This window comes from Nocardioides sp. LMS-CY, from assembly GCF_018732145.1.
Lineage (GTDB): Bacteria > Actinomycetota > Actinomycetes > Propionibacteriales > Nocardioidaceae > Nocardioides > Nocardioides soli.
The window spans coordinates 3,431,880-3,443,189 of the sequence record NZ_CP076104.1 but is presented as its reverse complement, the minus strand read 5'-3'; the positions used below and the strand labels follow the sequence as shown (position 1 = coordinate 3,443,189).

Below are 11,310 nucleotides of genomic sequence, written 5' to 3'. Positions count from 1 at the left end.
GAACCCCCGACCCGGACCAGGCGGTGGTTTCGAGACAGGCGCTAGCGCGCCTTCCTCAACCACCGTGGTCCCGAGGACGGTTGTTGAAGAGGTTGCGCTAGCAACCGTCTCGAAACCCTGCTGCGTCGGCGGATGTGGTGGGTCGGGTGCTGGGTGGTGGTTTCGAGACAGGCGCTGGCGCGCCTTCCTCAACCACCGTGATCCCGAGGGCGGTGGTTGAGGAGGTTGCGCTAGCAACCGTCTCGAAACCCCCCTCGCGACGACGAGAACCCCCCGACCCGGACCAGGTGGTGGTTTCGAGACAGGCGCTAGCGCGCCTTCCTCAACCACCGTGACCCCCGAGGACGGTGGTTGAGGAGGTTGCGCTAGCAACCGTCTCGAAACCCCCCTCGCGACGACGAGAACCCCCCGACCCGGACCAGGTGGTGGTTTCGAGACAGGCGCTAGCGCGCCTTCCTCAACCACCGTGCGCGCGCGTCTTCACACCTCAGCCACCGTGTGCCCGGGCTCGGGCGCCGTCAGCGGACGGTGATCGTGGCAGCGCCGGCGGGCACCAGTTCGCCGATCACGGGGTAGCCCGGGACCTCGCCGGCGACGAGCAGTCCGCCCGAGGTCTGGGCGTCGGCGAGCAGCACGAGCTCGTCCTCGGACACCTGCGCGTCGAGGTGCGGGCGCACCCAGTCGAGGTTGCGGCGACTGCCGCCCGGCACGTAGCCCGCGGCGTACGACGCGCGCGCCGGTTCGAGGTAGGGCACCGCGGCGGCCTCGACGACGGCGGAGACCCCGCTGGCGCGGCAGAGCTTGTGCAGGTGGCCGAGCAGGCCGAACCCGGTGACGTCGGTCGCGCACACCGCCCCGGCGGCGAGGGCGTCTCGGGAGGCGTCGCGGTTGAGCGTGGTCATCGCGGCGATCGCCTCGGGGAACACCTCGCCGGTCGCCTTGTGCCGGTTGTTGAGCACGCCGAGACCGAGCGGCTTGGTGAGCGTGAGCGGTACGCCGGGGGCGCCGGCGGCGTTGCGCAGCAGGCGTGCCGGGTCGGCGATGCCGGTGACGGCCAGGCCGTACTTCGGCTCGGGGTCGTCGATGCTGTGCCCGCCCGCGAGGTGACAGCCGGCGCGGCGGGCGACGTCGGCGCCCCCGCGCAGCACCTCGGCCGCGAGCTCGAAGGGCACCCGGTCGCGCGGCCAGGCGAGCAGGTTGACCGCGACCAGTGGCTCGCCGCCCATCGCGTAGACGTCCGACAGCGCGTTGGCGGCCGCGATCCGCCCCCAGTCGTAGGGGTCGTCGACCACCGGCGTGAAGAAGTCGGTGGTCAGCACGACCGCCCGGCTCCGCCCGTCGGGTCCGGCCTCGATCCGCACCACCGCGGCGTCGTCGCCGTTCTCGACGCCGACGAGCAGGTCGTCGCCGCCCGCCGGCACGACGCCGGCCAGCACGCGCTCGAGCTCACCGGGTGGGACCTTGCAGGCGCAGCCCCCGCCGGCGGCGTACTGGGTGAGTCGGACGTCGGCGCTCGCGGTCACCTGCTCATCTTGGCCGACCCGCCCTGACGCGCAACCCGCTCGCGCTGGGGCACCACGGTGTACTTCGGGTCGCGCGCCGACGCGAGCCCCGCCTCGAAGATCCCGAACCGGGTGGTCACCGAGGCGGCGACGTACGTCGCGCCCGCGACCGCGGACGCCAGCCGCGAGCGGCGGCCGAGGAGCAGCGTGGCGGCGGAGGCGGCGGCCGTGCCGTTGCGGGCGATCCGCATCAGCCGGCCGGGCGTGCCGACCTGGTAGGGCTCGGCCACCAGGCCGCGCCGCAGCACGATCGACTCGGCCGCGGCGATCTCGACGGCGGCGCCGGCCAGCGCCATCCGCCGGGCCGGCCCGGCCTGGTCGAGCGGCACCAGCATCATCGCCAGACCGCCGGCGGCCTGCGCGCCGGAGCCGCCGAAGACGAATGGCAGCTCGCGGTGCGCCTCGTGCCACGCGGGCACCACGGTGTTGCCGAGCAGCGCCGCGGTGTACGTCGCGAGCGGCGGCCCGAGCACGCCCGCGCCGACGCCGGCCAGCCGGCCCAGCCGGGGCAGCAGGCCGGTGACGTGGGAGGCCGCCGCGGCACCGGAGAGCGCGCTGAACGGCGCGAGGATGAACGACCCGACCGAGAGCGGCGACGTCGGCTTGAGCACGCGGAGCATGTTGAGGAACCGCTCGGGCCGGCCCAGGTCGTGGACCAGCGCGACGGTGCCGGCCGCCGCCCCGCCGGCGGCGGCCAGGCGGGTGACCCGCTCCAGCTCCGGGCGCCCGGACAGGGCGGCGCCCTCCGCGAGCACCGCCGAGCAGCCGGCCAGGCCGCCCAGGAAGAGGTAGAGCGGGACGTCGGGGGTCTTCCACGTGGGCGTCTTGATGATCTGCCGGCCGTAGTAGGACTCGAAAGAGCTCGGTCCCTGAGGAGCCGAGGAACGAGGCGTCTCGAAGGGCGGGACCATCGGCGCCTCGCCGCGGGCCATCAGCGCCTCCTCCCGGAGAAGGCGGCGACGCCGAGTCCGGCGACGGCCGCCGCGGCGTACCCGACGTGCTTCCACACCGAGCCGAGCGTCCGCGTGGGCACCACCGGGTCGGGCGGCAGGCCGTAGACCTCCGGCTCGTCGAGCAGCAGGAAGAACGCCCCGTCGCCGCCGACGCCGTCCTCGGGGTCGCGGCCGTAGAGGCGGGCGACGTCGACGCCCCGCTCGTGCAGCTCGGCCAGGCGGCGGTCGGCGCGCTCGCGCAGCTCGTCGAGCTCGCCGAACTGGATCGACTCGGTCGGGCAGGCCTGGGCGCAGGCAGGCGTCTGCCCGTCCTTGAGCCGGTCGTAGCACAGCGTGCACTTGAACGCGCGGCCGTCGTCCTTGCGGAGGTCGATGACGCCGTAGGGACAGGCCGAGACGCAGTAGCCGCAGCCGTTGCAGACGTCGGGCTGGACGACGACCGTGCCGAACTCGGTGCGGAACAGCGCACCGGTCGGGCAGACGTCGAGGCAGCCGGCGTGCGTGCAGTGCTTGCACACGTCGGATGACATCAGCCAGCGGATCCCGGCGTCCCCCGACGCGGCCGACTGGTCGGCGTCCCGGGGCGGGCCCACGGTCGGCATGCCGAGGTCGACGGCGGGCTTCTCGACGAAGGCCACGTGCCGCCAGGTCGAGGCCCCCAGCTCCTGGGTGTTGTCGTAGGACATCCCGGTCAGCAGGTAACCGTCGTCGGGGACGTCGTTCCACTCCTTGCAGGCCACCTCGCAGGCCTTGCAGCCGATGCACACCGAGGTGTCGGTGAAGAAGCCCATCCGGGGCGGATGGTCGGCGTCGTACCCCGCGTCCGCCTGGACGTCGTCGAGGCCACCCCACAGGCTGCCCATCAGGTCTCCTCTCCGGCCTCGGGGATGCCGGCCCGGCGACGGTAGTCCGCGACGTACGCCGGGAGCGCCGGGCCGCGCGGGCGGCGACCGGGCCGGATGTCGCAGGTGCCGACCTTGTCCTGGATGTAGACGTTGGGATCGAGGGTGAGGTTGACCAGGTCGTTGGGGGAGTCGCCGGTGGTGATGCCGTTGCCGCCCCAGTGGTAGGGGAGCCCGATCTGCTCGACGAACCGGTCGCCCAGCCGCAGCGAGCGGAGCCGGTCGGTGACGATCACCCGCGCCTCGATCGCGGTCCGGGAGGTCACGATCGTGGCCCAGCCGAGGTGCTCCAGCCCGCGCTCGGCGGCCAGCCGCGGCGAGACCTCGCAGAACGGCTCGGGCTGGAGCTCGGTGAGGTAGGGCAGCGTCCGGCTCATCCCGCCCGCCGTGTGGTGCTCGGTGAGCCGGTAGGTCGTGAACACGTAGGGGTAGACCTCGCTCCAGCTCGGGTTCAGCGGGTTGGCGGGGGACCGCACCTGCTTGCGGGTGGGGTTGCTCTGCTGCCCGTAGAGCGGGTTGCGCACCGGGGACTCGGCCGGCTCGTAGTGGGTGGGCATCGGGCCGTCGGCCAGCCCCAGCGGCGCGAACAGCCAGGCCTTGCCGTCGGTCTGCATCACGAACGGGTCCTGGCCGCCGATCGCGTCCGGGCCCGTCGCACCCTCCTCGGGCACGAAGTCCGGTGCCCGGTCGGGCACGAAGTCGGGCACGTCGGCCCCGGTCCACCGCCGCGCCTCGGCGTCCCACCAGACGTAGCGCTTGCGCTCGCTCCACGGTGTGCCGTCCGGGGCCGCGGAGGCCCGGTTGTAGAGGATCCGACGGTTGGCCGGCCAGACCCAGCCCCACTCGGCGGCGACCTGGTCCTGCTCCCAGTGCGGCTTGCGGCGCCGGGCCTGGTTGGCCTCGTCGGCATACACACCGCAGTAGATCCAGCAGCCGCAGGCCGTCGAGCCGTCGGCCCGCAGCTCGGTGTACGCCGAGAGCGCGGCGCCGTCGGGTCCGGTGCCGTTGATCTCGCGGAGCACCGACTCGGGCTCGGGCCCGCCCTCGGCGTCGAGCGGGTAGTCCCAGGCCAGGTCGAGCAGCGGCCGGTCCCTCTCGTCGGTGGAGCCGGCGAGCCTGGCGCGGATCCGCCGACCGAGGTCGAAGTAGAACTGCAGCTCGCTCTGACAGTCGCCGGGCGGGGCGACGGCCTGGTCGCGCCACTGCAGCATCCGCTGGGTCTGGGTGAAGGAGCCGGCCTTCTCGACGTGCGAGGCGGCGGGCAGGAAGAAGACCTCGGTGCCGATCCGCTCGGTGACCAGCTCGCCGGTCTCGATCTCCGGGCCGTCTTTCCAGAACGTCGCGGACTCGATCAGCTGCAGGTCGCGCACCACCAGCCAGTCGAGGTTGGCCATGCCGAGCCGCTGCATCTTGCCGTTGCTGGAGCCCACGGCGGGGTTCTCGCCCACGACGAAGTAGCCCTTGCAGCGGCCCTCGATCATCGCCTTGACGGTGGTGTACGTCGAGTGGTCGCCGGTGACCCGCGGCAGGTAGTCGAAGCAGAAGTCGTTGTCCACGGTCGCGGCGTCGCCCCAGTAGGACTTCAGCAGGCTCACGGCGTACGAGCGGATGTTGCCCCAGAAGCCGGCCTTGCCCTCGTCGTCGGCCACCCACGCGTCGAGCGACTGGTGGTGGGCGGCGTTCGGCATCGGGAGGTAGCCCGGGAGGATGTTGAACAGCGTCGGGATGTCGGTCGACCCCTGGATGCTGGCGTGGCCGCGCAGCGCCATGATGCCGCCGCCGGGGCGGCCGATGTTGCCGAGCAGCAGCTGGAGGATCGAGGCGGTGCGGATCATCTGCGCGCCGACGCTGTGCTGGGTCCAGCCGACGGCGTAGCAGAACGCCGTGGTGCGCTCGCGGCCGCTGTTGCGGGTCAGCGCGTCGGCTACCCGGAGGAACTGCTCGGGCTCGATGCCGCAGACATCCCACACCATCTCGGGGGTGTAGCGGGCGTAGTGCCGCTTGAGGATCTGGAAGACGCAGCTCGGGTGCTGCAGGGTCTCGTCGCGCAGGCCCTTCCAGCTGACCGGTGCGCCGCCCGAGCCGTGGCTCTCCGAGCGGGCCGCCTGGTGGGACTCCTGGTGGCGGCTGCCCTCCTGGTCGCGGCGCTCCTGGTCCTCGAGCTCCTCGGCGCGCTGCCGCTCGTCGTCGGTCATCTCGGCCGGCGGCTGGTAGCGCCAGGTGATCGGGTCGTAGTGGCCCGCCTCGGGGTCGTAGCCGGAGAAGAGGCCGTCCAGCTCCTCGGTGTCCTGGAAGTCCTCGTCGATCACGTTGGCGGCGTTGGTGTAGGCCACGACGTACTCGCGGAAGTCGAGGTCGTTGCTCAGCACGTGGTTGACCAGGGCGCCGAGGAAGGCGATGTCGGAGCCGGCACGGATCGGCACGTGCTGGTCGGCGACCGCCGAGGTGCGGGTGAAGCGCGGGTCGACGTGGATGACCGTGGCGCCGCGCCGCTTCGCCTCCATGACCCACTGGAAGCCCACGGGATGGGCCTCGGCCATGTTCGAGCCCTCGATGAGGATGCAGTCAGCGTTGCTGAGGTCCTGCAGGTTGGTGGTCGCCCCACCCCGGCCGAACGAGGTACCCAGACCGGGCACCGTGGAGGAGTGTCATATCCGAGCCTGGTTCTCGATCTGGATCGCGCCCATCGCCGTGTAGAGCTTCTTCATGAGGTAGTTCTCCTCGTTGTCGAGGGTCGCTCCTCCGAGGCTCGCGATGCCGAGGGTGCGGCGGGTGCGGCGCCGGCCGTCGGGTCCGTCGGCCTCCCACTCCCAGTACTTCCTGCGGGTCTCGACGACCCGGTCCGCGATCATGTCGATCGCGGTGTCGCGGTCGAGGTCCTCCCAGTCGGTGGCGTACGGCCTGCGGTAGCGGACCTTGGTGACCCGGGTGGGGGAGGTGACCAGCTGCTTGCTGGCGCTGCCCTTGGGGCACAGTCGGCCCCGCGAGATCGGGCTGGCGGGGTTGCCCTCGATCTGGATGACCTCGCCGTCCTTGACGAAGACCTTCTGCGCGCAGCCGACCGCGCAGAACGGGCAGACCGAGTCGACGACCCGGTCTGCCGACGCGGTGCGGGGCGTCAGGCGGTCGCTGCGCTCGGACCGGGCGGCGTGGCCGCGGCCGAGCCGGTCCGCGCCCGTGACCTGACGCAGCAACGGCCAGCCCAGGAACGTCCGCGGATCCGCCACAGTGGCCAGGTAACCACACCTGACCCGCCGAAAACACCGGTCAGCCGACGGGTCCCGGCCGGCAGGCCGCGTCGGCCAGTCGCTGGTCGATGGCGCGCCGCGCCTGGTCGTAGACGTCGAAGCTGTCCATCAGCAGCGAGCGCAGGTTCGCCGAGTCGAGGCAGGCGACCACGTCGAAGGCCATCAGCCCGGCGTCGATGTCGGCCCGCAGCTCGCCCGTCGCCTGCGCCTCGACGATGGTCCGGGTGATCAGGCCGATCCACTCCTCGTCGACCGCGGCGAGGGCGTCACGGATCGCGCCGGGCCGCCCCGCGTGCTCGTGTGCGGCGCGGCCGAAGAAGCAGCCGCCGGGGAAGCGTCGGTCGCTGGAGTACTCCAGCCAGGCGTCGAGCAGTCGCCGCAGCCGGGTCATGCCCGCGGGCGACTCCAGCGCCGGCTCGATGACCGTGCGCACGAAGATCGCCCGGGCCGCCCGGATCGTCGAGAGCTGGAGCTGCTCCTTGGTGCCGAAGTGGGCGATCAGGCCGCTCTTGCTGATCGAGAGCTCCGCGGCGAGCCGCCCGATCGAGAGGCCGTCGAGGCCGTCGACCGACGCGACGTCGACCGCCTTGGCCAGCACCACCCGACGGGTGCGGTCGCCGCGGCGCACACGCCCGTCGGTGGGCTCGTCGACCCGTTGCTCGCTCATCGCCGTCCAGCCTAGTGCGGGTGGGGGATTGACCTGACGATCAAATAGTACGATCGTTCGGTTTGTTAGTTCAATCCATCGTGATGAGGCCACCATGACCAGCACCGACCTCCCGGATCGCCGCACCTCCGGCCCGACCCCGAGGGGCCTGCGGATCCGGGGCGCCACGCGGGCCGACCGCACCGAGCTCGCCGGGCTGCTGCGCGGCCTGAGCCTCGAGTCGTCGTACCGCCGCTTCCAGACCGGCCTCGGACCCGAGCCGCCGCCGGCGGTGCTCGACGCGCTGCTGCCGGAGGGCCTGCGCGGCGCCGCCGTGCTGGCGTACGTCGGGAGCGCGCTGGTCGGTCACGGTCTCTGGGTGCGCGCCGGCGCGACGCCGGTGGCCGAGATCGGTCTCATCGTGGCGGACGACCACCAGGGCCGCGGCATCGGTACGGCGCTCGCGCGCGGGCTGATGGCCGACCTGGGCGCCCACGGCGTCGAGCGCGTGGAGGTGTTCGCGAGCGTCACCAACGAGCCGGTGATCCGGATGGTCCGCCGCCAGGCTCCCGACGCGGTCGCCGAGCCCGACGGGGCCACGGTCACCTACTCGTTCGCCACCCCGGTGCTCGCCCGCGCCGTTCGCCCCGTGGCCTGACCGCGGGCACTTGTGGTCATCACCGTTGATGCGTCGGGGGTATCCGTGTTCAGGGTGGGTGCCTCGCAAGGCGGCGGCGCGACGGCATACCTGGTTGTCTACCGAGCGTCGCCGACGCGGCGAGGTGCGTGCACTGGGTGCGTAGACCCTTGGTGAATCAGCGGTGATGGCCACTAGATTGCCCGTGGAGGCGTAACTCGTCTGGTGACGGGCGCGGTCCTCAACACCGTAGTGGTCGGTCACGCCGGCCAGGCGGGTTCGATTCCCGTCCGCCTCCGCCAATGCGTTCCCGCAGAGGAGGCCCGTGACCGACGATCCGCGCCGTCGTACGCCGCGCACCGATGCCGTGCTCGCCGACCCGGCGGTCGCGGCGGCGGCCGTGCGGCTCGGGCGGGCGCGGGTCAAGGGCGTCGTGGTCGAGGTGCTCGACGAGTGCCGCACCGGTGCCGTCCCGCCGCAGGACGCGGTCGCGGTGGTCCTCGACCGGCTACCGGCGGCGGCCACCACGCTGCGTCGGGTCGTCAACGCGACCGGTGTCGTGGTGCACACCAACCTCGGGCGGGCGCCGCTCTCGGCGGCGGCCGTCGAGGCGGTCGCCCGGGCCGCCGGTGCCACCGACGTCGAGATGGACCTGGCCTCGGGCCGGCGCGGGCCGCGGGGCACCGGTGCGCTCGCCGCCCTGGCCGCCGCCGTGCCCGACGCGGGCGGCGTGCACGTCGTCAACAACGGGGCAGCGGCGCTGGCACTCGTGGCGTGCGCGCTGGGCCGGACCGAGATGGGCCGCGCTCGGGAGGCGGTGATCGCCCGGGGCGAGCTGGTGGAGATCGGCGACGGGTTCCGGATCCCCGAGCTGCTGGAGTCACTGGGCGTCCGGCTGCGGGAGGTCGGCACCACCAACCGGGTGCGGCTCGCCGACTACGAGGCCGCGCTCGGCGCCGACACGGCGTTCGTGCTCAAGGTGCATCCCTCGAACTTCCGCGTCGAGGGCTTCACCTCGGCGGTCTCCGTGGCGGAGCTGGCGAGCCTCGGCGTGCCGCTCGTCGTCGACATCGGCTCCGGGCTGCTCGCGCCGCATCCGCGGCTGCCCGACGAGCCGGACGCCGCGACCGTGCTGCGGGCCGGCGCGGACCTGGTCACGGCCTCGGGCGACAAGCTGCTCGGCGGACCGCAGTGCGGCCTCCTGCTCGGGGAGGCCGGACTCGTCCAGCGGCTGCGCCGGCACCCGTTCGCGCGGGCGCTGCGCGTCGACAAGCTGACGCTGGCGGCGTTGGAGGCGACGCTGACCGGCCCGGTGCCCCCGGTGCCCGCCGCACTGGCGGCGCGGCCGGAGGAGCTGCTGGCCCGCGCGACGCGACTGGCGCGGCAGCTCGGCGGCGTCGCCTCGGCCGTGCCGTCGCAGGGCCGGGTCGGGGGCGGCGGGGCGCCCGGCGTACCGCTGCCCAGTGCCGCGCTCGCGCTGCCCGCCGCGCTCGCGGCCCCGCTGCGACTCGGCGATCCGGCCGTGGTCGGGCACGTGCACGACGGGCGGCTGCACCTCGACCTGCTGACCGTGCCGGAGGAGCTCGACGAGGTGCTGGTCGAGGCGGTCCGCCGCGTGGCTCCCTGATGCACGTCGTCGCGACCGCCGGCCACGTCGACCACGGCAAGTCGACGCTGGTGGCGGCGCTCACCGGTCAGGATCCCGACCGGCTCGCGGAGGAGAAGCGGCGCGGGCTGACCATCGAGCTCGGCTACTGCTGGACGTCGCTGCCCGAGGTGGGCGAGGTGGCGTTCGTCGACGTGCCCGGCCACGAGCGCTTCGTGACGACGATGCTCGCCGGTGTGGGACCGGTGCCGGTGGCGATGCTCGTGGTGGCCGCCGACGATCCGTGGATGCCCCAGGCGGCCGAGCACCTCGCCGCGCTCGACGCGCTCGAGGTCGCGCACGGCGTGCTGGTCGTGACCCGGGCGGACCTGGCCGACCCGGCGCGGGCACTGGGCCGGGCCCGCGCCGAGGTCGACGCGACGTCGCTGCGCGGGATTCCCGACGTCGTCGTCAGCGGGCGGACCGGCGCCGGCCTCGACGGGCTGCGGTCGACGCTGGCCTCGGTGCTCGCCGCCGTGCCGGCCCCGGACCCCACCGCCGACGTGCGGCTCTGGGTGGACCGGCGCTTCCACGTGCGCGGCGCCGGGACCGTGGTCACCGGCACGTTGCCCGCCGGCACCATCCGCGTCGGCGACGTGCTCGCGTGCGGCGACGCCGAGGTGCGGGTGCGTGGCGTCGAGTCGCTCGGGACGCCCCGGCCCGCGGTGTCCGGGGTGGCGCGGGTCGCCCTCGACCTGGGCGGGCGCGCTCCGGAGTCGATCGGGCGGGGGAGTGTGCTGGTGACGCCGCGCGCATTCGAGGCGACCGCCGTCGTCGACGTACGCCTCACCGGTCCGGACCGGCTGCCCGCGCACCCCGTCCTGCACATCGGCTCGGCCCACCTCGGCACCCGCGCGCACCTGCTCGCGCCGGGCGTCGCGCGGCTCCGGCTGGAGCGCCCACTGCCGCTGCGGTACGCCGACCGCGCAGTGCTGCGCGACCCGGGCAGCCGCCGGGCCTGGGGCGTGCGGGTGCTCGACCCCGTCCCGCCGCGCCGGCGGCGTGACATCGCCTCCCACGACGGCACGCCGGAGGCCGAGCTGCGGCTGCGCGGCGTCGTCCGCCGGTCGCTGCTGACGCGCGCCGGACTGCCGATCGAGCCGCTGCCGCCCGGCACCGTCGTCGCGGGCGACTGGCTGGTCGCGCCGGGGCTGGCCCGCGAACTGCGGTCACGGCTCTCGTCACTCGTGGTCGACGGTCCGGTGGCGTCCGGCGCCGCCGCGCACGCACTCGGCCTGCCCGACCCGGCGGTCGTCGATGCGCTCGTGCTCGCGCCGCTGCGGCTCGAGGAGGGCCGGATCGTCGGACCCGACGGCCTGCCGCCGGCCCTGGTCGCGGCGGCCGAGACGCTGTGCGCGGGGCTGTCGGGGTTCGCCGCTCCGGAGGCCGGCCGGCTCGACGAGCTCGGCCTGGATCCCGCCGCCCTGGCGGTGCTGCACAAGGCCGGGCGGCTGCTCCGCGTGGACGAGCGCGTCGTCCTGCTGCCCGGAGCCGACGAGCGGGCGCTGACGGTGCTCGCCGAACTGGCCCAGCCGTTCACGACCAGTGAGGCCCGGCAGGCGCTCGGCACCAGCCGCCGGGTGGCGCTACCGCTGCTCGCCCATCTCGACCGCACCGGGCGGACGGTCCGACTGTCCGACGATCGACGTCGACTGCGCTGACGTGGCCGGTCTCGTCGGGAGCTCGTCCACGGTGATCTGCAGGTCCTTCTCGACCG

At 73.9% G+C, this 11,310-nt stretch carries 9 protein-coding genes and 1 tRNA gene; 4 read left to right on the top strand and 6 right to left on the bottom strand.

Translation table 11 applies throughout. The annotated features are described in order from the left end of the window. Positions 1 to 518: 518 nt before the first annotated feature. From selD to KM427_RS16425, 6 genes are read right to left on the bottom strand one after another with little or no spacing between them, the layout of a single operon-like run. On the bottom strand, positions 519 to 1,523 hold the full coding sequence (gene selD / locus KM427_RS16450) for a selenide, water dikinase SelD (protein ID WP_215524598.1): 1,005 nt from the start codon (positions 1,521 to 1,523) through the stop codon (positions 519 to 521). Beyond that, on the bottom strand, positions 1,520 to 2,494 hold the full coding sequence (gene nrfD, locus KM427_RS16445; RefSeq protein ID WP_215524597.1) for an NrfD/PsrC family molybdoenzyme membrane anchor subunit: 975 nt from the start codon (positions 2,492 to 2,494) through the stop codon (positions 1,520 to 1,522). The genes selD and nrfD overlap by 4 nt, the downstream gene beginning before the upstream one ends. Then, positions 2,494 to 3,378, bottom strand: a complete 885-nt coding sequence (locus KM427_RS16440; protein WP_215524596.1) for a 4Fe-4S dicluster domain-containing protein — start codon at positions 3,376 to 3,378, stop codon at positions 2,494 to 2,496. Before KM427_RS16440 ends, nrfD begins: the two co-directional genes overlap by 1 nt. After that, on the bottom strand, positions 3,378 to 6,053 hold the full coding sequence (gene fdh, locus KM427_RS16435) for a formate dehydrogenase (protein WP_215524595.1): 2,676 nt from the start codon (positions 6,051 to 6,053) through the stop codon (positions 3,378 to 3,380). Before fdh ends, KM427_RS16440 begins: the two co-directional genes overlap by 1 nt. A gap of 12 nt (positions 6,054 to 6,065) precedes the next feature. Continuing rightward, on the bottom strand, positions 6,066 to 6,644 hold the full coding sequence (locus tag KM427_RS25935; RefSeq protein WP_183594051.1) for a dehydrogenase: 579 nt from the start codon (positions 6,642 to 6,644) through the stop codon (positions 6,066 to 6,068). Positions 6,645 to 6,684: 40 nt separating this feature from the next. Continuing rightward, positions 6,685 to 7,332 (bottom strand): TetR/AcrR family transcriptional regulator, encoded by a 648-nt coding sequence (locus KM427_RS16425; protein WP_215524594.1) that lies wholly within the window; start codon positions 7,330 to 7,332, stop codon positions 6,685 to 6,687. Between the two features lie 94 nt (positions 7,333 to 7,426). On the opposite strand from KM427_RS16425, the gene KM427_RS16420 reads away from it, so the two are divergent. The 4 genes from KM427_RS16420 to KM427_RS16405 all read left to right on the top strand — a co-directional run bounded on the left by KM427_RS16420 (position 7,427) and on the right by KM427_RS16405 (position 11,254). Beyond that, a complete protein-coding gene (locus KM427_RS16420; protein ID WP_215524593.1) occupies positions 7,427 to 7,969 on the top strand; it encodes a GNAT family N-acetyltransferase in 543 nt (180 codons plus the stop codon). A 186-nt stretch (positions 7,970 to 8,155) separates the two neighbouring features. After that, positions 8,156 to 8,250: transfer RNA gene (locus KM427_RS16415), tRNA-Sec, on the top strand. Positions 8,251 to 8,273: 23 nt separating this feature from the next. Continuing rightward, positions 8,274 to 9,575 carry an L-seryl-tRNA(Sec) selenium transferase gene (gene selA, locus KM427_RS16410; protein WP_215524592.1) on the top strand — a complete coding sequence of 434 codons (1,302 nt, stop codon included), beginning with the start codon at positions 8,274 to 8,276 and terminating at the stop codon, positions 9,573 to 9,575. Then, positions 9,575 to 11,254, top strand: coding sequence for a SelB domain-containing protein (locus KM427_RS16405; RefSeq protein WP_215524591.1), 1,680 nt, complete (start codon positions 9,575 to 9,577; stop codon positions 11,252 to 11,254). Before selA ends, KM427_RS16405 begins: the two co-directional genes overlap by 1 nt. Positions 11,255 to 11,310: the final 56 nt, after the last annotated feature.

Bases quoted from the DNA above. Each gene is read 5' to 3' on its own strand.
- nrfD (WP_215524597.1), bottom strand. From the start codon at position 2,494: ATGGCCCGCGGCGAGGCGCCGATGGTCCCGCCCTTCGAGACGCCTCGT.
- KM427_RS16420 (WP_215524593.1), top strand. From the start codon at position 7,427: ATGACCAGCACCGACCTCCCGGATCGCCGCACCTCCGGCCCGACCCCG.
- KM427_RS16440 (WP_215524596.1), bottom strand. From the start codon at position 3,378: ATGGGCAGCCTGTGGGGTGGCCTCGACGACGTCCAGGCGGACGCGGGG.
- KM427_RS16405 (WP_215524591.1), top strand. From the start codon at position 9,575: ATGCACGTCGTCGCGACCGCCGGCCACGTCGACCACGGCAAGTCGACG.
- KM427_RS16425 (WP_215524594.1), bottom strand. From the start codon at position 7,332: ATGAGCGAGCAACGGGTCGACGAGCCCACCGACGGGCGTGTGCGCCGC.